This window comes from uncultured Chitinophaga sp. (genome assembly GCF_937898475.1).
GTDB lineage: Bacteria > Bacteroidota > Bacteroidia > Chitinophagales > Chitinophagaceae > Chitinophaga.
In genome coordinates, this window is the sequence record NZ_CALEJS010000011.1 from 164,034 (window position 1) to 186,503 (window position 22,470).

Sequence of the window (22,470 nt, forward strand, 5' to 3'; positions counted from 1 at the left end):
AGAGGAGAACATTAAACTTCACCAGGCTGACTAAGACGCACTGTTTTAGGCAGCCTTGTTTTTTTATCGCCTTCCTTTACAAACATGACTGCTACGGCGGCCAGCAACATGAAAACACCCGCCATTGATAATGCATATACTGCCTGTCCGCCAAAACAATACTTTACGATCAGTCCTCCAAACAATCCGTTCACGATCTGCGGAAAAGTAATAAAGAAATTGAAGATGCCCATGTAAACGCCCATCTTCTTCACCGGTAATACGCTGGATAGCATTGCATAGGGCATTGAAAGGATACTGGCCCACGCAAGTCCGATGCCTATCATAGGATAGATCAGCATGGCAGGCGACTGGATAAAATAGATCCACAGCAGGCTAAGGCCGCCGGCCGTCAGTGACAAGGCATGCGCTGTTTTGCGGCTGGTAGCTTTTGCGATAGCAGGCAGCAGTAAAGCATACACCGCAGACACACCATTATAGACGCCAAAGAGCACGCCCACCTGGTTACCTGCGTCTGCAAACTTTTCGGAAGCAGTATCGCCGGGCATCACATGATAAACATGGTGCGCAATGGCAGGTGTAGTGAATACCCACATAGAGAACAGTGCAAACCAGGAAAAGAATTGAACCAGGCCCAGTTGCCGCATGGGCGTGGGCATCCGGGAGAAGTCCCCGAAGATCGCCCCTATTCCTTTATGCTGATCTGCTGTTTCTGCTTCCGCAGGGTGGAAAGCCGCACGTTCCTGCGGAGAATATTCTTTTGTGCTGATGATCGTCCATAATATAGAACCCAGCAATACCGCTGCTCCTATATAGAACGAATAACTTACATTAGCAGGCACCTGCCCGGGAGGCGCTGTTTTAGGTACATTGGCATAAGCAGCCAGCAGGTAAGGCAGCCAGGAGCCCACTACGGCCCCTATCCCTATCAGGAAGGTCTGCACGGAGAAACCGGTACTGCGTTGCGCATCCGGCAGATTGTCTGCTACCAGTGCCCGGAATGGTTCCATGGCCACATTAATGGAAGCATCCATGATCATCAGCATGCCTGCCCCTATCAGTACAGGCGGCAATATAGCGGTGATGAGGCCCGCATTGGGCAACAACACCAGCGCCAGGGCAGTTGCCAAAGCACCTACCAGGAAATAAGGCTTACGTCTTCCCAGGCGGTTCCAGGTTCGATCGCTGTAGTGCCCGATGATCGGTTGCACGATCATACCGGTAAGCGGGGCCGCCAGCCAGAAAAGGGACAAATGCTCCACATCGGCGCCAAAGGTTTGCAGTATACGGGAAGCATTTCCGTTTTGCAGGGCAAAACCGAACTGGATACCCAGAAAGCCGAAGCTCATGTTCAATATCTCCCGGAAACTCATCCCAGGCTTATCCTTGCTCATATTCATGTATCTGGCGCTTAAGGCTGATGTGATACGCAAAACGCTGCCGGCAACCTGCTTTTAGCGGTTCGCGCTCAGCGTAATTTATACTTTTATTCCTTCACTGGCCGCAAACAGCTGGGCCTGTGCCTTCACTGCATGCAACTGCTCATATAGGTATATCTCTATTGCTTTATCTGAATAGTTATGGATCAATACACCTTTTCTATTGATCTCCACTTTCAGCAGTGCGCCCCTGAAACGTATCTTGAAGGCGAAAGATTGCCATTTATCCGGCAGGAAAGGCGCAAATTTTAAACGTCCATTACTCACCCGCATACCGGCAAAGCCTTCTACTACACTCATCCAGGTACCTGCCATAGAGGTGATGTGCAGGCCATCTTCCGTATCGTTGTTATAGTCGTCCAGGTCAAGGCGGGAGGTGCGCAGGTAAAATTCATAGGCCCGCTGCCCATCTCCCAGCTTAGCGGCAAGGATAGCATGCACACAGGGCGAGAGCGAACTTTCGTGCACGGTACGCGGTTCATAGAAATCAAAGTTCCTGCGCAGCGTATCTTCATCAAAACGGTCTTCCAGGAAGTAAAAGCCTTGTAATACATCCGCCTGTTTGATAAAGCAGGAGCGCAGTATGCGGTCCCAGCTCCAGTGCTGGTTGAGCGGGCGTTGTGCAGGATCCAGATCCTTAACCAAAATTTGCTCTTTATCCATGTAACCGTCCTGTTGCAGGAAAACGCCCGTTGCTTCATCTACCGGGAAGTACAGGTATTTAATGATGTGCTGCCATTTGGTGGTTTCTTCCTGTTCACGGAAGCCGATGCGTGTGGCCAGTGAGGTATACTGCTCAGGCGCCTGTTTTTTCACATGATCTATTACCTCCAATGTATATTCCATGCACCAGCTGGCCATGGTATTGGTATACCAGTTATTGTTCACGTTGTTCTCATATTCATTGGGCCCTGTTACGCCCAGCATCACATATTGGTTGCGGGCATCGCTCCAGTTTACCCGCTGCGCCCAAAACCGCGCAATGGCGATCAGCACTTCCAGTCCGTACTCCACCAGGTAGCTGGTATCACCTGTATAACGTGTATAGTTAAAGATGGCAAAAGCAATAGCGGCGTTACGGTGTATCTCTTCAAAAGTGATCTCCCATTCATTATGGCATTCTTCACCGTTCATGGTCACCATGGGAAACAGTGCAGCGCCGTCTTTGAAACCCAGCTTAGCTGCATTCTCTATGGCTTTTGGCAGATGGCGGTAACGGTACAGTAACAAATTACGCGCTACCTGCGGGTTGGCAGTAGCCAGGTAAAAGGGAATGCAATATGCTTCCGTGTCCCAATAAGCGGCGCCACCATACTTTTCACCGGTAAAGCCTTTAGGTCCTATATTCAGGCGTGCATCCTCTCCGGTGTAGGTTTGGTTCAGCTGAAATATATTGAAGCGGATGCCTTGTTGTGCTGCTGCATCTCCCGTGATGACAATGTCGCTTTCTTCCCACTTGGCCGCCCATGCAGCCGCCTGTTCTTCCATCATCCGGTCAAACCCTTTTGCCATTACCTTTTCCAGTACTGCCCTGCAGGCGCTCTGCAGGTCTTCCCGGGCATGATTTTCAGAAGAAAGATTAGCGGCATACTTGATGACCAGCACTTCCTGTCCTGATCTCGCCGGTAGTGTAATACGGCCCGCTACATACTTCTCTGCCGTTACCGTCATAACAGGTTCTTCTGCCACTAAACCATCTCTAAGCACCTGGAACTTCATACCCGTACATACATCAAAGCCGGTTTTCCTGGTGCGCAAAGTAAGGTAGGCGCTGCCTTCGTTTACTTCCCGCTGTACTTCTTCCCAGAACTTCTCATCATAGTTGGCGTCCTGGTTCTTCACATCTCCGTCTATAAAAGGTGTAATGGTCAGCTGCCCATCGAAGTTCAGTGGTGTTATGCTGTAACGGATAGCGCCGGCTTCATCATCCACAATACTGCAAAGGCGGCGCGATAAAACTTTCACCTGTCTGCCACTGGCCAATGTAGCGGTGAAGGAACGCTCCAGGTAGCCGGCTTTCATATTCAGCACCCGCCTGAAATCTTCCACGGTGCAGGTATGCAGGTCCAGCACTTCATCATTGATGCGTATATCGATGCCGATCCAGTTAGCGGCATTCAGTACTTTGGCAAAATATTCAGGGTAACCATTTTTCCACCAGCCAACTCTCGTTTTATCCGGGTAGTAAACGCCCGCTACGTAATTTCCCTGCAGGCTTTCCCCGGAATATGCCTCTTCAAAATTGGCCCGCTGGCCCATTCTTCCATTACCAATGCTGAAAAGGCTTTCAGAGATCTTGTTAAGGCGGGGTTCAAATCCTTCTTCGATGATGTTCCACTCATCAACTTTGATGTACTGCTTCATATGCATTCATACAGCTGTCAGCTGTTAGCTGCCAGCTTATTTAGTTTTTCAATAGACATAAACTGTAAGCCCGGCACTACCATATCCGCCCCGGTGAGGGTTTCCTGCTGCCCGATGCCGACCGCCTTCATACCGGCGGCCCTGGCGGCTGTTATACCAGCAATGGCGTCTTCGAACACCACACAATCTGCAGGCGCAATGCCCAGGGCTGCCGCGCCTTTCAGGAATACTTCCGGGTCTGGCTTGGAGGCAGTAACCGTATTGCCGTCTACGATGGCGTCAAACAATGGCAATAGTTTTGTACGTTCGAGGATGGCAGAAGAATTCTTACTGGCAGAGCCCAGGGCTGTTTTAAGCCCGGCGTTCCTTGCCGCCTCAAGAAATGCCTTGGCTCCCGGCAGTATTTCCTGTGGTGTCATGTGGCTGATCATCTCCACATACCATTCATTCTTACGGGTGGCAAGCACCTCCTGCTCTGCAGCGGTTTTGCGGATGCCGCCCCACTCCAGGATCAGCTCCAGGGAACGCATCCTGCTGATACCTTTTAAGCGTTCGTTCTGTGCTTCGGTGAAATCAAACCCCAGTTCATTGGCCAGTCGTTTCCAGGCCAGGTAATGGTACACAGCTGTATCAACGATTACCCCATCCAGGTCAAAAATGCATGCTTGGATCATTCTTACTTTAGTTCCAGCACCAGCGTGGTGAACGCCGGTACCTGTATTGTATCTGTAATAGATTGTTCCTGACCACTGATCACATCCAGGCCTTTGCTGAAGGATCCTATCCTTTCAGTAAAGCGGTGGGTTGACAGCTCCTGCGCTTTATCATCGCCATTCATGATCACCATCACTGTCTTTGCCTCATTATAGCGGAAGTATACATACACACCATTCTCCGGCACATATTGCATCATACGGCCGTTTTGCAGCACGGCATTCTGCCTGCGGTAATTAGCCAGTGCACGCAGGTATTCAAACACCTCGTTCTCTGCAGCAGTACGGCCGGCGGAAGTAAATTTATCTTCCTTATCGCCAGGCCAGCCGCCCTTGAAGTCTTCTCTTACCAGGCCGTCGGGATTGCAGAAGTTCTTCATGAGTATCTCGGCTCCGTAATACAGCTGCGGAATACCACGGGTAGTCAGCAAACCGGCTAAAGCCATTTTATATTTTGCAACGTTCTCCCCTGTTACAGAGAAAAAGCGGCTGAGGTCATGATTATCGAGGAACACCACATTACGGGTGGGATCCTGGTACACAAAATCCTTGGCCAAGGTGTTGTAGATACCGGTTACCCCATCCTGTGCGGAAGTTTTGCCACTCACCAGGTCTGTGATGGCCCAGAGGTACTGGAAATCCGTTACGCCCGGCAACTGTGTATCAAATCCAAGGTTCATCGTATTCCCCTGGGTAAACACCGCCTGGTTAACAGTACCACGCACAAATGTTTCGCCAAAGAAGGTCAGTTGCGGATATTCTGCCTTGACAGCCTCTCCCCACTCCTTCATATACCCGGGATCGTTATACCCGTAAGTGTCCAGGCGAAAGCCGTCTACCCCCGCATACTCAACCCACCAGATATGGCTTTGTGTAAAGTAATTGCGTACATAAGGATTAGCCTGGTTCATATCCGGCATGTGTCCGTCAAACCATCCGTCTGTCATTAATTGCTTATCTGCCGCAGCGGCATAAGGATCATACACGGTTTGCTCCTTAAAATTTGACTTGGTGAATACAGGCCATTGATGCACCCAGTCTTTGGAAGGCAGATCACGCATGGTCCAATGCTGGCTGCCGATATGATTATGCACCAGGTCTTTGATCATTTTCATGCCGCGCTTGTGCAGCTCATCTATCAGCTGTTTATACAGCTCATTGGTTCCGTAACGGCGGTCAATTTTATAATTCTCTGTAGCCGCATAACCGTGGTAGGAAGCAGCAGGCTGATCATTTTCCAGTACGGGGTTCAGCCACAGCGCAGTAACGCCCAGCTCCTGCAGATAATCCAGGTGATTGATGATGCCCTGTATATCTCCACCATGACGGTAATACATCGAATCACGGTTCAGCGTGGTTTGCTGCATGCCCTTAACAATATCATTGTTTTTATCGCCATTTGCAAAGCGGTCAGGCATGATCAGGTAGATAAGATCTGCATTGGTTACGCCCTGTGCCTTTGCCGCATGATCACGCGCTTTCAGTTCATAGGTGTACCGCAGCTCCTTCTCTCCTTTTTTGATAAAGCGGATAGGAAAAGTGCCCGGCGCTGTGCCTGCGCTGATGTCCAGGTCCAAGAACAGGTAATTGGGATTTTCTGCCTTATGAACCGCTTTGAGCGTTACTCCCGGGTACTGCAGCGCAACATCGCGTTGTGCAATGTTATTACCATGTACGATCAGCTGCAGGAAGGGATGCTTCATGCCTGTCCACCAATTTGCAGGTTCAATACGTTCCAGGGCGGGTATCTGTGCCGCCAGCGGACCTGCAATACAGATACAAATTAATACCAGTAAATAGCGTCTCAATTTCATCTTTTAATATCCATTATTCTGTACCAGGTTCGGGTTAGCAGTTCTGTCTGCAGAAGGTATCGGGTACAGCGAGCGGAAGTCCTCCACTGTTTTTCCTTCCTTCACACCTCCTTTCCAGGGCCAGATGTACGTGCTGCCGGTGAACCTTCCAAAGCGGATCAGGTCTGTTCTGCGGTGCCCCTCCCAGAACAGTTCGCGGCCTCTTTCTGCCAGTATGAAATCCAGCGTAAGCTGTGTGCCGGTGATATTGCCGTTGGCGTTGCCATAGGCGCGCTGGCGGAGCTGGTTCACATATTGCAGCGCGGTTGCAGTACTGCCGCCGGTGCCGCCGCGCAATACAGCTTCTGCATACATCAGGTATACGTCTGCCAGGCGGAACATGGGATAGTCCGTATCAGGAAAATCGCCTGTCTTGTCTGAGCCCTGTTCTCCTGCAACGGTTATATTTTTGAACTTTGCAATGGCATAACCATTGGTAAAGTTAAACACATCATCGATCTCCAGGCTCTGGCCATTGGTGTAGAACATGGCACGCTTATCGGTGTTGCCGCTGATATCTGAAAAGTGGTTTACAAAGGCGGCGGTGGTACGCAGGCCTGCCCATCCCCCGTTAATGCCAAAGCTGGCTGCGCTCATACTGCCGCCAACAGGCGCATGCACCAGGTAAGTCATGCCGCCATAAGTCTTGGTGCGCAGGCCATCATAGGTAATGGTAAAAATCATTTCCGGGGAAGTATTGTTATCAGCAAGGAATAGCTTGTGGTACTCATCAGATAATCCATAACCGGCGCCGATCACTTTATTGCAATAGGTGATCGCATCTGTATACTTATCCTGGTTGATATACACTTTTGCATTGAGATAAAGCTTAGCCAGTAAAGTCCATGCAGCTGCCTGGTCTGCACGTCCGTATTCATTCTGACGGGCAGCTACCAGTTCGGTTTCTATTGCTTTCAGCTCAGACTCTACATAGGTGTACAGGTCTGCACGGCTGATCTGTTTTGGCAGGAAGGAGGCACTCACCGGATCATTCTCTGTAGCAAATGGCACATTCCCAAAAAGATCCAGTGCATGGTAATACGCCAGCGCTCTCAGGAAGCGGGCCTCTGCACGGAATTGTCTGGCTTCTTCCAGGTCTGCGCCGCTGATACCATGTGAACCCAGCTTATCATCTGTTGTTTCACGGATAAATTCATTGGCCACCGCTATCACGTAGAAGATACGGTCGTATACAGCCTTGATGAACTCATTGCCGGAGGTCCAGGTCATGAAATGATAGTCTTTCAGGTTACCATCATTCCAGGCAATTACGGCTTCATCTGTAGACAACTCCTGCGCCTGCCAGTATTGACGGATATAATTGGAAAAGCCTTCGTCAATACCTGTCAGATCAGGTTTACCCGCGGGACCCTGCTGACCGCTGATGGCGTAGGCAGCATATATTTTGGCCAGTATCGGTTTATAGTTCCTGAAATCGTTGTATACACTGGCGGATGTCTGGTCATAGAAAGGTACGCGGTCCAGGTCTTTTGTACAGGAAGCGGTCATCAAGGTTAATCCCATACAAGCTGCCAGCGTCCATTTATTGATATATTGCTTGATCATTTTTTCCGGTTTTGGTCAAATTAAAAATCGAGATTCAGGCCCAGGGAATAGATGCGCGGGCGGGGATAGAATTTGTTGTCTATACCTTCGCCGATATTGTTAGTACCCACCTTGTCATTCCCGAGTTCCGGATCAAGGCCGTTATAGCCGGTGATCACAAATACATTCTGTACGGTAGCGGATACGCGCAGGTTCACTTTATCCTTCAGCACGCGGCCAAAATTGTATCCCAGGCTGATGTTATCCATGCGCACAAAAGAGGCATTCTCTACAAAGTAGTCAGAGAAAAATTGCTGGTTGGTAAAATTGGTTTCCAGCACACTGCTGTGCATATTGGCCAGGTAGTTCGGGAAAGTGATGTTACGGTAAGAACCCAGGTCGGAGCTCGGGTTATTATATACATAATTACCAAAACTGCCACGCATGGAGAAGCCTGCATTCCAGTGTTTGTAAGAGAATTGTGAATTGAAGCCCAGCAAGTATTTAGGGTTAGGTGATTTATACCTGTAACGGTCTTCCTTATCGATCTTTCCGTCTTTATTCAGGTCTTCATACTGGCCATCCAGCGGCTTGCCGTCTTTATACAGCTGCTTATACACAAAGAAGGTGTAAGGTGCATATCCAACTGTATGCACCTGTATGGTGTTGCCGGTTCCACCGGAGATGGTGCCCACTTCTATACCGATCGCATCCGGATCTTTAACCCGGCTCAGGTTGGTGATCTCAAGGGTATTGTAGGTAAAGTTGAACCCTGCATCCCAGTTAAAGTCTTTCGTGCTGACGGGCGTTGCATTCAAAGTAAATTCCAGGCCTTTGATGTCGATATTACCAACGTTGGTAAGCAGCTGGTTAGTGAGATTGGAGCCTGCTGCTACAGGTATCACACTAAGCAGGTCTTTTGTTTTCTTTTTATAGTAGTCTATGCTACCGGAGATCCGGTTATTCAGGAAACCGAAGTCCAGCCCGATGTTATAGGTCTCTGTCTCTTCCCATTTGATATTGGCGTCATATCCTTCCGGGCGCAAGGTCATATAGTAGGTACCGCCAAACTGGTACTGTGCATTCGCATCGCCATTGGTATAACGGGGAAGGTAGGGATAGTCATTGGTAAGCAGATCCTGCTGACCGGTAACACCATAGCCTGCACGCAGTTTCAGCTCAGAAAAGAGAGTGGAGTTCTTCAGGAAATTTTCGCGGTTAATACGCCATGCCAGGGCTACAGAAGGGAAAGTACCCCAATGGTCTCGAAAGCGGGAAGAACCATCCCGGCGAACATTTACCGTGAGCAGGTATTTGTCCAGCAGCGTATAATTCAGCCTGCCGAAGAAAGATACCAGCGTGTTCTGTGTTTTAAAGGGAAATGGTGCGGCGGCATTAATCGTATCACCTTTTTCATTCAGGTCGGCATAAGCGGGTTCTGTACGGATAAAATCCTGGTAAGAATAACCGCCGGTAACATCGATACGGCTGCTGATGCCTTTCAGCTCTTTTGCATAGTTCAGGTAAAAGTCCAGCAGCTTGTTATTCTTGGTCTGTGAATAGGCCTTATCGATGCCACCGCGGTTATAAGCATTACCAGCGTACGAAGGTACCAGGTTACGGCCTTCGCTTTTGGATACGTCGTACCCCAGGTTTAGATTGGCCCTCAGCTCGGGCAGAAAGTGAAATTTATAATCGAACTGGATGTTGCCTAAGCTTCTTTTTACTTCGCCCTTGTCATTCTTCAGCTCCAGCATGGACAATGGATTACGCGTTGCCAATGTATAGGGGCCTCCGGATGTAGGGTCTACCCACTCAAAGTAACCGCCAAATTTACTGCCGTTGTGCACGGGTTGTGTAGGATCAAAGTTTAACGCAGCATTGATCGCATCCTGGTCTGCAAAGCGGCTGTTGGTGATAGCGCCTCGTACGTTCACATCTATTTTCAGATGATCGTCGAGTAAACGCGGACTCAGACTTAAGCCTGCAGAAGTACGGCGCATGCTGGAAGTTTTCAGGATGCCATCCTGGTTGGTGAATCCCACAGACAAGCGGAAGGGTAACTGTTTCAGTGCACCGCTTACACTCAGGTTATTATCTGTACTGAAAGCAGTACGGTAAAGCACTTCCTGCCAATCTGTATTGGCAGTGCCCAGCAAGGCTTTTTGATCCGGCGTACCTTTTTCATTCACCACTTTCCTGAACTCGTCTGCCGTCAGTACAGGCACCGTGCCTGTTTTCCGGGAAACAGAATTCAGTGTACTGAAATTGAAGCGCAACTGGTCGCCGGCCTTTCCTTTCTTGGTGGTGATGATGATCACGCCGTTTGATGCACGTGATCCGTAGATAGCGGTAGCAGATGCATCTTTCAATATGTTGAAGGATTCAATATCATTTGGATTGATAAAGCTCAGCGGGTTGGAAGAACCTTTAAGCTCCGCATTATCCAGCGGCACTCCATCTATTACGATCAGCGGATCATTGCTGGCCGTCAGTGACGAACCACCACGAATGCGGATCCTGCTGCCTGCTCCGGGAGCACCGCTGTTGTTGGTGATCTGCACACCGGCTACCTTACCGATGATCAGTTGTTCTGGGGTAGCTACCACCCCCTTGTTAAAGTCCTTGGAGGAAATGGCGGTAATGGAGCCCGTCAGGTCGCTTTTCTTCTGTGTACCATACCCTACCACCACTACTTCGTTGAGGCCCTTTGCATCTGCCGTCAGCTGAAAATCCTGCTGCAAATCTCCGTTCACGCTCAATTGTCTTTCTATAGGCTGATAACCGATCATCCTGATCACGATGGTGGCTGTGCCGTTTACCGGTTGCAGTTTAAAGCTGCCGTCAGCCCCGGCAATTGTGTTCTGGTTGGTCCCCTTGATGAAAATGGTGGCGCCGGGTAAAGGCTGACCTGTTTCGTCGCTCACCTTTCCACTGATACTTCCTGTTTGCGCATAAGTGGCGAGGGATAGGGCCGTAAAGCACAACAGTAATAGAAGTTTTTGCATCTCTGTGAAATTTTTGTTCAGTTTTAGTTCTATTCGGGAACGATGCCGGGAACGTTCCCGATACGTGGCAAAAAAATATTACATAACGTGCAGCTAAAGTAAGGAAATTTTGAAAGCGACAAAAAAATTTTAATTGGAGCATCCCGCAGTGACGCAGATAAAGATGAAAAACGCCTAAAAACGAGCGCCCTTATCCATTTGTTGATTTCCGCGCAATGATCTTGGACTTCAGCACCACATGATCATGTACCGGATGATTGCTTTCCAGCGTCCTGAACAACAGCTGTGCAGCATGGATACCCATCTCTCTCGCGGGCTGTGTAATGGTAGATAAGGAAGGATTCAGCAGTGGCGCAATCTCCAGGCTGGAAAAGCCGATGATCTTCACTTTCCGGGGAATAGCAATGCCCATGTCCTGGCACACATAGTAACTGGCAATCGCCAAACGCTCTACAGAGGCGAACAGCCCGTCAGGCTTAAGCGTCTTCATCACCTTGGAGAGAATGTTATAATTCTTCTTATGATCGTTACTGCAATCAATGATGAGGTCTTTATCGTATGTCAGCCCTTCTGCTTCCAGTGCGTCTATATAGCCCTGGGTACGCATTTTGCCGATAGAGAGGCTCTTGTTGATAACCAGGAAAGCAATCTTACGGCAACCAGCATCTATCAGGTGCCGTGTGGCATTAAAGCTGGCGTCATAATCATTCGTGGTCACCTTCGCCACATCTATATCATCATACACACGGTCAAAGAACACCAGCGGCATATGGCGGGGCTTCAGCTTATTCAGGTAGGCATGATCTTTCGCCTCTCCGGAAGCAGACATGATGATGCCATCTACCCTTCCGTTTGACAGGTTATCAATGAAAGATACTTCCTTCTGGTACTCGTCATCTGTTACGTAGATCAGTGTATGGTAGCCTTTTTCACGGGCTACCTGCTCAATGCCCCTGATGGCCTGTGCAAAGAAATTATTGGCCAGCTCGGGTACTATAATGGCAATGGTATCGCTTTTCTTCTCCCGCAAACTGCTGGCATACAGGTTGGGCTGATAATTCAGCTCCCGCGCTCTGGCCAGGATGCGCTCCTTGGTCTGCGGGTTAATATCGCTATTGCCACGAAAGGCCCGTGACACCGTGGAAGTTGACAAATTAAGGTCCTTGGCCAGTTGCTTTATATCGATCTTCTCCATGTAGGGGGGACTAATAAATCTGTGTAAAATTAAAATAATTATATTTACAGCCTAGAACGATCCATTATGACTTTACCCGGAACATATTACCGCCCTGTGGCCATCCGTGCAAACGGCGGTTTATCCACTCCCCCTCCCCCGCCTTTTACCCAAGGCAGGTAGTGATCACGGCATTGTGCCTTCATCAGTGATCAGCAGTAAGACTTCGTATTACTGCCCGGAATCGTTATACCCCTGCCTCTCCTGTTGATCTTCACCATTATCATTTACACAGCTTGATTGTTCAATGACAAGATATATTATCATGGTCTTTGCCGGGGCCTGTTGCTTTGGCATCCTCTCTACTTTTGTAAAGGTGGCCTACCACGAAGGTTATTCCACCGCTGATATTTCCGGCTCCCAGGCATGTTTTGGCATGCTCGTATTGTGGGCACTTTACCTGCTGCAACGGCAGAAAAGCCCTTCCGCCAGCCAGCCACATACAGCCTCCTGGAAAGTGATGCTGGCAGGCACTTCCATTGGGCTTTGCACGCACCTGTATTACTTATCCGTACAGTGGATCCCTGCCTCTGTGGCCATTATCTTCCTGATGCAGTTCACCTGGATCGGACTGCTGCTGGAATGGCTGATCTACGGCAAACGCCCCTCCCTGCTCCAGGGGATAGCGGCCTTCCTCATCATGACAGGTACCATCATGGCCAGCGGAATGTCCATTCGGCATCACATGGCCCTGCCTGTAAAAGGGGTATTGCTGGCGATAGCTGCCGCCACCGTATACGGCATATACATAGTGGCCAGCGGCCGCATCGGAAACGAACTTCCGGCATTGAAGAAAAGCGCGCTGATCATGACCGGCTCTACCGCCGCCATTTTCCTGGTGGCCACCCCAGGCTTTTTGTTCATGCCCAAGCTCTTAAGCGGGTTGGTCAAATGGACCATCTTCCTGGGATTGTTCGGCACCATTATTCCGCCGCTGCTTTTCTCCGCCGGTATACCTAAAACCGGCGTAATACTCAGCGCGCTCCTGATGACGGTAGAGCTGCCGGTGGCAGTGATTACGGCGCGGCTGGTATTGCATGAACATATTTCCCTGCTGCAATGGAGCGGCGTAGTGTTAATGCTGTTCGCCATGGCCTTACCGCCCCTGCAACAGCTGGCGGCCAAACGGCAATAAGTCATATAAAAAACGGCAACAGACATACCCTGTATGTCCGTGCCGTTCTATTTTAATTCAACCAATGTGGCCTCGTGATCAGGAAACAGCTGCTGTCTGCTGCTCCAGGAACTGCCAGTTAAAATACTGCTGTGCGTTAAAATAGCAGATGTCCTGAATCACTTTTCCTACCCAGTCAATATCACCGGGCAGTTCGCCCTGCTCTATCTCCTGTCCGAACAGGTCGCACACAATACGGCGGAAATACTCATGCCGGGGGTAAGAGAGAAAACTGCGTGAATCGGTGAGCATACCTACAAAACGGCTCAGCAGGCTCATATTGGATAATGCATTCAACTGCCTGATCATACCGTCCTTCTGGTCCAGGAACCACCAGGCAGAGCCGAATTGTACCTTACCGGCTACAGACCCGTCATTGAAATTGCCGATCATTGTGGCCATCAGCTCATTATCCGCCGGGTTAAGGTTATACAGGATGGTCTTGGCCAGTTTATCACGGCTGTCCAGCCGGTCAAGGAATTTTGCCAGCGCCTTTGCCTGCGGAAAATCGCCGATGGAGTCCCAGCCGGTATCAGGTCCCAGCTGCCGCAGCATACGGGCATTATTATTACGCAATGCGCCCAGGTGGTACTGCTGTACCCAGCCTTTCTCCCAATCCCACTCCGCCAGTTCAAGCAACAGGGCCGCTTTCAGCTTCCTGCTTTCCTGCGGCAACAATACTATGCCTCCTCTTACTTTCAGGAAAATAGCCTTGATCTCTGCCTCCGTAAATTCATCTGCATAGATCTCTTCTATACCATGATCGGAAACGGAACAACCCATGGCGGCAAAGTAATCATGCCGGTTTCTCAATGCCTGCAGCAGTTCATCATAGGTACTGATAGACATATCTGCGGCTTTTTCCAGCTTAGCCAGGTACTGGTTATATTTCACCGGGTCATCTGCATTCATGGCATAGTCAGGCCGGAAGGCCGGCAGGATCGGTATTTCAAAGCCTTCCTGTTTTAACTGCACATGGTGTTCCAGTGAATCTACCGGATCATCGGTGGTACATACCAGGGCCACCTTCATTTTACGCAGCAGGTTGCGCACACTGTAATCAGGCGACTGCAGCTTCTCTGTACAAGCGCCGTATATGTTGGCAGCAGTAGCAGGGCTCAGGATATCATTCACATCAAAATAACGCTGCAGCTCCATATGCGTCCAGTGATACAAAGGATTTCGCAGGGTGTAGGGCACAGTAGCCGCCCACTTCTCAAATTTCTCCCAATCAGATTTGTTGCCGGTGCAATAGCTCTCCGGTACGCCATTGGTGCGCATGGCCCTCCATTTATAGTGATCTCCATACAGCCATGCCTGTGTCAGATTCCCGAATTGCAGGTCTGCCGCTATCTGTGCAGGCGGCAGGTGACAATGATAATCTATCACCGGCATTTCTTTTGCATATTCATGATATAAACGTTGAGCAGTGGGCGTATTCAGCAGGAAATGCTCGTCGAGGAACCTTTTCATAATTTACGATGATTAAATATTACAAACGGGTAGGACCTTTTCATTTACCCGCATTCGCATGATTAAAATTTTCTACTACCGCCTTTGCACCGTGTTGCAGCAGCTGCTGCAGCATATTGTTCACGGCAGGTGCAAAGCCTTTCAGTAAGGTAAGATCAGTGCCCCACAATGCGGTATTGGCCAGTACTTCTTTGACCAGTACAGAAGGCTCCAGTCGTTTCCACTGTTCATAGAACCAACTGGCATGATCATCCTGTATGGTATAAGTTTCACCATTGACCGTCCCTTTAAAGGCCCCGTCAGCACCGCGCTCGCTGCGCATGAACAGGAGGTAAGCGGCAAAGCCCAGTGATATCCAGTGCGGCGCTTCCTGTGAACGCTGATAGTGACGCAGCAGCACGGGCACATTACGCATCTTCATTTTGGAGGTATACTGCATCGTAATGCTTAACCACTGATGTGCAATATGCGGGTTACGAAAGCGGTCCAGCACACTGGCGGCAAACTGTGTAGCCGCCGTTTCGGTAATGTAGATATCCGTAATGGCGGGCGCCATTTCTTCCATCATTAAAGCTGTGATAGCGGCTTCCATGTCAGGAGCTTCCATGGCCGCCTGTACTGTATCGAAACCGGCCAGGAAAGCCAGTCCGCAACTCAGTGTATGCGTACCATTGAGCAGGCGCAGCTTCAACTCGCGGAATACATTGATATTCGGAGCGAGCACCACTCCTTTATCTGCCGCAGCAAATCCCAGTCGCTCTTTTACACCTGCATCCGTTGTTTCAATAGCCCACAGGCGATACACTTCAGACATGATCATTAACGCATCTTCATACCCCAGCGCCGCTTCCATTTCCTGCTGTTCCGCAGCCGGTAATGCGCCAGGCACAATACGGTCTACCAGCGAATTACAGAAATGATTAGCGCTGCTAAGCCACCGGATAAAAGCCTCCGGCAGATTGTTGCTGGCGGCCAGCTCCAACACAATATCCCTGAGCTTCCTGCCATTATCCGGTATCAGTTCTGTAGGGATGATCACCATCCCTTTGTCTGCACTACCCTTAAAATATTCATAACGCCTGTACAGGAATGCCAGCAGCTTGCCCGGGTAAGATACGGGTGGTACGGCGTGTACATCATCATCCGTCAGCGTGATGCCTACTTCTGTGGTATTAGAGATCACTATTTCCATCGCAGGATTCTCCGCACATTGCAATATCTCCTGCCATTGCGTTGCGGCGCTCAACACCCTGCTGATAGCTGCATTAAGGATATTTTCCTGTTTGGCCTGCCCATCTTCAATCCCGCGGATACATTGCGTATATAAACCATCCTGCTCCGCAAAGGCGTCAGTAGTCCCTTTCCCGGTGGACTTCACTACCACAATACGGCCATTGAATAAGCCAGTCTTATTAGCTTTATCTATAAAGTAGTCCGGTAGTCCGCGTAACAGCACTCCCGTGCCAAATTGCAATACCTTTTCAGGTAGCCGTAAATGGTCTTCTACTGGCGCCTGTATATCCTTCTTACCGTCTAACACGGGTAACAACTCTTTCGATAATCTCATTGCATTCTTTAATTCAATTAAGAACTAACAACTAATAACCAGCTACACCGGTGCTCAGCCTGACACGCGCCCTATAATTATTAATTATTAATTATTAATTATTAATTATTAACTATTCACTATTAATTCCCTTTTTTCTTCTGCCTGATCACCCATTGAACAAGGTCAGTAGCTGCCTGGTAGTTCTCATATTCAACCGGCAGCCGGCGGCCATCCAGGTACTCATTATAAAACCAGGGATCACCTACTGCAAACACAGCGCCTTTGCCTACATGCGCTACCGCCATGATCACATGATCACCGTCTTTGTACACCGCTTTTGCGGGTGGTTTCACTTCCAGGCTGCTCAGTTCTTTGATATGTACTTTACCAGGATGGCTGAATACGGGATTCCCTGCGGGAATGATAAATGCACCCTGTTCAAATTGCCGTCCCTGTACACGGTTACGGCTGTCCTGGTTGAAGTGCATGCCAAAACGTTCTGCCAGTATGTTGAAGTGTTTAAACTCTGCATTAATGGAATCATTCTCCATCAGTATCAGCACACCGCCTGCCTTTACCCAGTTGTAGATCTGGTCAGCGTCTGCTGCTGTCATATAATTGGGTTGGGCGGTTTCTTTCTCTGTATCCGGATCAACGATCAGGTAGATATCCGCATCTTTCAAACCAGCGGCAGTTGGTGCTACAGACAAAGTATCCGTCTTCACGCCATAGCGGTGGAAGATGTGTCCCCAGAGTGAAAAGCCGCCATTGTCCAGCTCATCCCATACATAGTGCCAGCGCATCATACGGCCGGTAGCATCCTTCCTCCATTCGTTATTAAAGTATTGATCCAGCTTGATGGTCAGCCCTTTACCCTTGTGCAGCGTAGGTGCGATCTCCATTTCATTGGCAGCCAACATATAGGCGCCGGTTCCTTTCGGATCGTTGGTCACCACTTTTTCGCTGAGGTAATATTCATAGCTGCCATCCCGGTAGGGGTCGCCACCAAGACCGGCTACGCTTACCGTGCCTTCCAGGTTCACACCACCTTCGGGGGCTTTCTTAATGAATTGTTTGTTGATACCTGCAAAGCCTTTCTGTGCTACCTGGTGATAGCTTTCCGGCAGGTATCCTTTACGTACGCCCTTCTGCAATGCATATACGAACATACAGGAGGCCGATGCTTCCAGGTAGTTGCCTTTTGCAGTGCCCTTATCCAGCACCTGGTACCATAGTCCTGTAGCAGGGTCCTGGTATTTCTTAACCGCTGTTGCCAGGCGGCTGAGTATGGCAATCAGGCTGTCCCTTCCTTTATGTTTGGCGGGAAAATGATCCAGCACATCTACCAGCGCCATGGCATACCAGCCCATGGCCCTGCCCCAGAAATTGGGAGAGCGTCCTGTGGACTTATCCGCCCAGCGCTGCTGACGCGATTCGTCCCATCCGTGATACAGCAAACCGGTGCGGGTATCACGTGCATGTGTTTCCATCAGCACAAACTGACGGGTAATATCGTTGTATGCATCTTCTTCATGAAATAGCTGTGCATACTCCGCATAGAAGGGCTCTCCCATGTAAAGTCCGTCCAGCCACATCTGGTAGGGATAGCGTTTCTTGTGCCAGAAGCCGCCGTCGTTCGTACGCGGCTGTTTACGCAGCTGCTGACGCAGATGGTCCGCCGCCTTTTTATACTTCTCCTCGTTGGTTACCTGGTAGAGCAGTAACAACGTGCGGCCATTCTTGACATTGTCTATGTTATAGTCTTCTTCTTTGTAGGTACGTATATTTCCCTGATCATCCACAAAGGCATCCATGCTCTGGCGGATATACTCAAAGTATTTACCGTCGCCGGTATTTTTCCAGAGGCCGGCAATACCTTCCAGTATAACGCCCTGGTCATAGGTCCAGCGCGGCGGACCGGAAGCTGCGTCTTTCCAGATGCGCATCATAGTGGCAGCCATTTCAGCCGATTGGGCATAAACGAAGGTAGTACTTAGCACCAGCGCCAGTGTAGTAATGATCAGTGCTTTTTGTTTCCGCATATGTATCTGAGTATTTACTTATATCCTTTTTAACGCACCTGAAGGGCTTTGGACGTTGCCCCTGCGCTGAATTGTGCGCTCTCCTTCGACTTACGTACGTCTGTACCCGTAACAAGGATATTGCGGCTGCTCTCTCCCTGAACAGACAGAAAGGTGGCTGCCTGGTCATACCGGATATTGTTCAGGCTGATATCCTGGCTGCCGCGTACCGTTACCAGGGGGCCTTCCTCTTTGGTGAACAGCTGCACATCCGTGAGGTGAATATCTTTTGCTTCCATGCATTCAATGCCTTTGCGGGCGCTGATAGCCAGGTGATCGATATGTATGCCGCTGATCGGCATCTCCGGCAAACCGCGGATAAACACTGCTTTGGCGGCGCCCCTGCATACCACGTTGCTGATATGGAAATCCCTGAACTGCGGCGTAGCTTCCGTTACTGGGAAGGCCTGTACTTTTGGTGCATCCCTTTTTTCTCCTGCCAACGGCACCGGGTCTTTTGCCATGTAGTACATGTCAAACAGGATGGCCTCGCCAGGAATATCCTTCATGGTGATGTTGGAGATATAGATCTTCTCTACTACCCCACCGCGGCCGCGGGTGGTTTTAAATCGGAGGCCTATATCGGTACCCATGAAGGTACAGTTGGATACAAAAAGATTACGTGCGCCGCCCGACATTTCGCTGCCTATCACAAAACCACCGTGGGCATGATATACGGTACAGTTGTCCACAATTGTATTTTCCGTGGGCTTGCCTCTTTTACGGCCCTGCTCATCCCTGCCAGATTTGATACAGATGCCATCATCGCCTACATCAAAGGTACAACCTGTAACGCGTGCATAGCTGCAGGATTCAAGGTCCAGCCCGTCCCCGTTCTGTGCATACCAGGGATTTTTTGCATACACGTTCCGCAGGGTGATGTGCTCACATAAAAGCGGGTGCAGGCACCATGCAGGTGAGTTCTGGAATGTAACACCTTCCAGCAGCACGTTCTTACAGCCCGTTAAGCTGATGAGGTTAGGCCGCAGGAAATCTTTTATATCTGCATAATCAGCCGCTTTTTTACCCGGCATAATCACACCTGCCAGCTTTATCTTAGAGCCTTTATAAGATCCTTCAGAAGGGTACCAGGTAGAACTGTCCTTTCCTTCTCCTGTCAGACCGCCGGATGCTACCAGCTTCTTCCATTGTGTTTCCGTAAGCTTATCTTTCTTCACAGCGCGCCAGCTGTCGCCATTTCCATCGATAATCCCCTTACCGGTAATGGCTATATTTTCCAGGTTAACGCCCCAGACAGGCGCCTGGCAGCGGTAAGCCTGCAGGCCCTCGTAGGTAGTTTCAACCATGGGATACTGGCTGTGATCTTCAGTGAACTGCAGTACTGCTCCGGCTACCAGGTGAAGGTTTACATTGCTCTTCATAGTAACAGGCCCGGTCAGCCACATGCCCTCCGGTATCAGCACCACGCCGCCACCTTTCTCACTGCAGGTTTCAATGGCCTTGTTGATAGGCTGTGTATTGAGTGTAAAGCCGTCTGCTTTGGCACCGAAGGCCTGTATGTTAAAGGTGTCTTTTCTGAAATGGGGTTCATAGATCTCCGGCAGGTCAAAACGGTACTTGCCTTCAAACGGTGTTTTAGCCAGGTATTGGGCCAGCGGCAGCTTTTGCTCATAGATGGCTTTGGCAGCAAGACCTGCTACCAGGGTGGCTCCATACGTGTTAAAATGCGTATTGTCTTCCACGCCGTTGGGCAATGTGCTGTAATGTCCTGCGGGGGTTGTCTTGAACAGCTTCACAGAACCTTCAACACCATGCCGCGCCAGCAGCGCTTCCGTGCTTTTATGGAGGTCTATCAGCGGCACGTCGTTAGCAGCAGCCACCGCTCTTACCACTCCGGGATATTCTCCGTGCTGGTCTACAAACCGGCCTTTATCATCAAACTTACGGCGCATCACAGGCGTCAGCAGCACAGGGTGAGCGCCTTTTGCCCGGGTATCCTGTACAAAGCGCTCCAGGTTCTGTTTGTAAGTAGTATGAGGAGCCGCATACCGGCTGCTGTCAGATACTTTCTGATCATTATGTCCAAACTGGATCATCACCCAGTCGCCCGGCCTTAGCTGCGCCAGCACGCTGTCCCAGCGGTGCTCATTGATAAAGCTTTTGGTGCTCCGGCCATTCACAGCGTAGTTCTTTATTTCCACACCGGGTTCAAAAAATATGGGGAACAGCTGACCCCAGCCCCTTTCCGGGTTATCGATCAATGGCTTGTTGGCCATTGTGGAATCGCCGATCATGAATATACGGGGTTCAGGCCCCTGCTCAACAAGTCCTAACAGCGATAACAGTATGGTAAGATATATTTTCATCCGGTTCCCTTTATTACTACTTACAAAATACGATTTTGATCATTGATACCCTTCATTCTGCTTAAACTCTCCTTTATTGGTCACCGCATCTACCTGGTCTTGCGGAATAGGCCGTACCAGGTGATAAGCCTGAATGTTATTCTTTGCATCCGGGTTGTGCAGGGTGATACGTTCTACCAGCTTGCCGGTACGTTTAAGATCAAACCAGCGTAACTGTTCGCCCGCCAGCTCCCGGGCCCTTTCATCCAGTATAAAGTCCAGCGTTACATTGGCGGCTGTGATCTCCATTGCGGCTTCCCGTCCGGGAATAGCAGCGCGCCTGCGTAATGTGTTCAGGTAAGTGGCTGCGCCGCCTGCATTGCCCAGTTTTAACTGCGCTTCTGCCGCAATCAGATACATTTCTGCCAGGCGGATCACATAGGCGTCTCTTGCGCTCTGTTCTTCATTGCTGCCCGCGCGTGTAGGATCAGCAAATTTCTGCAGGGAGATATAACGGGTGCGGTCTTTCCCGGTGCCATCTGTATTATAGATATCGTTCCTGTCGTAGATGCGGTACAGGTGTTTGGCTCTTTCTTCGGCAGATACTACCTGTTTGGTGATCACGATGGCGCTGTCGCCGATCTGCATACCAGCGGGCGCGGTATTGGTATTGTTACAGAACCATACCTGCTTGAAACTGGCTTCATAACGGGCGTCTGCCGTTTCATCGAAAAGATCCAGCAGGAAGCGTGAAGGCATATAGCGGTTAAACGGACGGCCATTGGCAATATCGCGCTGCATACCGGGCAGATCATCATATTTCATCCAGAACAGCAGGTGACCGTTATTAGCGCCACGTGAGTGACCGTTGGGAAACAGGGTAGCATCTGTACGGTCGTTGAACACCAGGTTCTTCATATAGTCTACCGCCCAGATAATCTCTTTGTTCTTCAGGTTATCCATACTCCACAAGTCAGCATAATCATCCAGCAAACCATATCCGTATTCGCTGATCACCTTTTCCGCCAGATCTGCCGCCTCCTGGTTCCTGCCACGGGTAAGACAGATACGGGCCAGGAAAGCCTCTGCCGCCGGTTTGGTGGCCCTGCCGTAATCTGCATTCGTGGCCGCCAGGTTGGCGGTGGCAAACTCAAGATCCCGGAAGATCTGTGCATAGAAAGTGTCTACCGGTGTACGGTTGGCAGTGGTAGTGATGTCTGTGGTAGGCTCCAGTGTAAAGTGTACCCCACCCCATGTTTCTACAATATGCCAGTAATAGAAGGCGCGCAGGAAACGCAGCTCCGCTTCTCTTTGCCTGCGTTTATCATCCGGGAATCCAACATCAGCGATCTTCGACAGACCGGTATTGCAGACATTCACGGCAGCATACAGCTGCTTCCATTCCAGGCTTACCACGGCGTTGCTGCCCTGCAGGTTATCATAGCGGGTAAGATCAGGATACACGTCGCCGGTGCCGCTGGTCCAGATATCGGTACCCATTTCAGCGATGTTATATCCCTGCTCTTTCCCATACCACCAGCGGGTATAGGTATAAGCCGCATTCACGAGTGTTTCCATGCCATCGGGGGTAGACAGTATAGCGTCTACCGTCAGGCCGGAAGGGTTATACTCTTCCAGCTGTTTGTTACAGGCGGTAAAGCCGGCAGCTGAAAGCGCGAGTAATACAATTGCTTTCTTTATACTCAGTTGCATAACTTCTTTTTTTAGCCG

General features: G+C 50.0%; 13 protein-coding genes. 1 reads left to right on the forward strand and 12 read right to left on the reverse strand.

Annotation, left to right across the window (positions count from 1 at the left end; all coding sequences use genetic code 11):
- Positions 1 to 11 precede the first annotated feature (11 nt).
- The 7 genes from Q0577_RS02445 to Q0577_RS02475 form a co-directional block, all read right to left on the reverse strand.
- Positions 12 to 1,400 (reverse strand): MFS transporter, encoded by a 1,389-nt coding sequence (locus Q0577_RS02445; RefSeq protein ID WP_298732461.1) that lies wholly within the window; start codon positions 1,398 to 1,400, stop codon positions 12 to 14.
- Between the two features lie 78 nt (positions 1,401 to 1,478).
- Positions 1,479 to 3,803: a glycoside hydrolase family 65 protein gene (locus tag Q0577_RS02450; protein WP_298732463.1), complete on the reverse strand. Its 2,325-nt coding sequence runs from the start codon at positions 3,801 to 3,803 to the stop codon at positions 1,479 to 1,481.
- A gap of 17 nt (positions 3,804 to 3,820) precedes the next feature.
- Positions 3,821 to 4,477: a beta-phosphoglucomutase gene (gene pgmB / locus Q0577_RS02455; RefSeq protein ID WP_298732465.1), complete on the reverse strand. Its 657-nt coding sequence runs from the start codon at positions 4,475 to 4,477 to the stop codon at positions 3,821 to 3,823.
- A gap of 2 nt (positions 4,478 to 4,479) precedes the next feature.
- Complete coding sequence (locus Q0577_RS02460; protein WP_298732466.1) at positions 4,480 to 6,330, reverse strand: glycoside hydrolase family 13 protein; 1,851 nt, start codon at positions 6,328 to 6,330, stop codon at positions 4,480 to 4,482.
- Between the two features lie 3 nt (positions 6,331 to 6,333).
- Positions 6,334 to 7,935, reverse strand: coding sequence for a RagB/SusD family nutrient uptake outer membrane protein (locus Q0577_RS02465; RefSeq protein WP_298732468.1), 1,602 nt, complete (start codon positions 7,933 to 7,935; stop codon positions 6,334 to 6,336).
- Positions 7,936 to 7,955: 20 nt separating this feature from the next.
- On the reverse strand, positions 7,956 to 10,922 hold the full coding sequence (locus Q0577_RS02470; protein WP_298732470.1) for a TonB-dependent receptor: 2,967 nt from the start codon (positions 10,920 to 10,922) through the stop codon (positions 7,956 to 7,958).
- A 190-nt stretch (positions 10,923 to 11,112) separates the two neighbouring features.
- Positions 11,113 to 12,117: a LacI family DNA-binding transcriptional regulator gene (locus Q0577_RS02475; RefSeq protein WP_298732472.1), complete on the reverse strand. Its 1,005-nt coding sequence runs from the start codon at positions 12,115 to 12,117 to the stop codon at positions 11,113 to 11,115.
- Positions 12,118 to 12,403: 286 nt separating this feature from the next.
- Here Q0577_RS02475 and Q0577_RS02480 point away from each other — a divergent pair, with 286 nt between their 5' ends.
- Positions 12,404 to 13,291, forward strand: coding sequence for a DMT family transporter (locus Q0577_RS02480; RefSeq protein ID WP_298732474.1), 888 nt, complete (start codon positions 12,404 to 12,406; stop codon positions 13,289 to 13,291).
- Between the two features lie 78 nt (positions 13,292 to 13,369).
- On the opposite strand, the gene uxaC is transcribed toward Q0577_RS02480, so the two are convergent.
- From uxaC to Q0577_RS02505, 5 genes are all read right to left on the reverse strand, one after another.
- Entirely contained in the window at positions 13,370 to 14,803 is a 1,434-nt protein-coding gene (gene uxaC, locus Q0577_RS02485; protein WP_298732476.1) for a glucuronate isomerase, read from the reverse strand.
- A gap of 40 nt (positions 14,804 to 14,843) precedes the next feature.
- Positions 14,844 to 16,370, reverse strand: a complete 1,527-nt coding sequence (locus Q0577_RS02490) for a tagaturonate reductase (RefSeq protein WP_298732478.1) — start codon at positions 16,368 to 16,370, stop codon at positions 14,844 to 14,846.
- Between the two features lie 122 nt (positions 16,371 to 16,492).
- Positions 16,493 to 18,394, reverse strand: coding sequence for a DUF4350 domain-containing protein (locus tag Q0577_RS02495; RefSeq protein ID WP_298732480.1), 1,902 nt, complete (start codon positions 18,392 to 18,394; stop codon positions 16,493 to 16,495).
- 29 nt (positions 18,395 to 18,423) lie between these two features.
- Entirely contained in the window at positions 18,424 to 20,760 is a 2,337-nt protein-coding gene (locus tag Q0577_RS02500) for a glycosyl hydrolase family 28 protein (protein WP_298732482.1), read from the reverse strand.
- 39 nt (positions 20,761 to 20,799) lie between these two features.
- Complete coding sequence (locus Q0577_RS02505; protein ID WP_298732484.1) at positions 20,800 to 22,452, reverse strand: RagB/SusD family nutrient uptake outer membrane protein; 1,653 nt, start codon at positions 22,450 to 22,452, stop codon at positions 20,800 to 20,802.
- Between the last annotated feature and the right edge of the window lie 18 nt (positions 22,453 to 22,470).

Coding starts and splice junctions, on each gene's coding strand:
- Q0577_RS02445 (WP_298732461.1), bottom strand. CDS start 1,400: ATGAATATGAGCAAGGATAAGCCTGGGATGAGTTTCCGGGAGATATTG.
- Q0577_RS02450 (WP_298732463.1), bottom strand. CDS start 3,803: ATGAAGCAGTACATCAAAGTTGATGAGTGGAACATCATCGAAGAAGGA.
- pgmB (WP_298732465.1), bottom strand. CDS start 4,477: ATGATCCAAGCATGCATTTTTGACCTGGATGGGGTAATCGTTGATACA.
- Q0577_RS02460 (WP_298732466.1), bottom strand. CDS start 6,330: ATGAAATTGAGACGCTATTTACTGGTATTAATTTGTATCTGTATTGCA.
- Q0577_RS02465 (WP_298732468.1), bottom strand. CDS start 7,935: ATGATCAAGCAATATATCAATAAATGGACGCTGGCAGCTTGTATGGGA.
- Q0577_RS02470 (WP_298732470.1), bottom strand. CDS start 10,922: ATGCAAAAACTTCTATTACTGTTGTGCTTTACGGCCCTATCCCTCGCC.
- Q0577_RS02475 (WP_298732472.1), bottom strand. CDS start 12,117: ATGGAGAAGATCGATATAAAGCAACTGGCCAAGGACCTTAATTTGTCA.
- Q0577_RS02480 (WP_298732474.1), top strand. CDS start 12,404: ATGACAAGATATATTATCATGGTCTTTGCCGGGGCCTGTTGCTTTGGC.
- uxaC (WP_298732476.1), bottom strand. CDS start 14,803: ATGAAAAGGTTCCTCGACGAGCATTTCCTGCTGAATACGCCCACTGCT.
- Q0577_RS02490 (WP_298732478.1), bottom strand. CDS start 16,370: ATGAGATTATCGAAAGAGTTGTTACCCGTGTTAGACGGTAAGAAGGAT.
- Q0577_RS02495 (WP_298732480.1), bottom strand. CDS start 18,394: ATGCGGAAACAAAAAGCACTGATCATTACTACACTGGCGCTGGTGCTA.
- Q0577_RS02500 (WP_298732482.1), bottom strand. CDS start 20,760: ATGAAAATATATCTTACCATACTGTTATCGCTGTTAGGACTTGTTGAG.
- Q0577_RS02505 (WP_298732484.1), bottom strand. CDS start 22,452: ATGCAACTGAGTATAAAGAAAGCAATTGTATTACTCGCGCTTTCAGCT.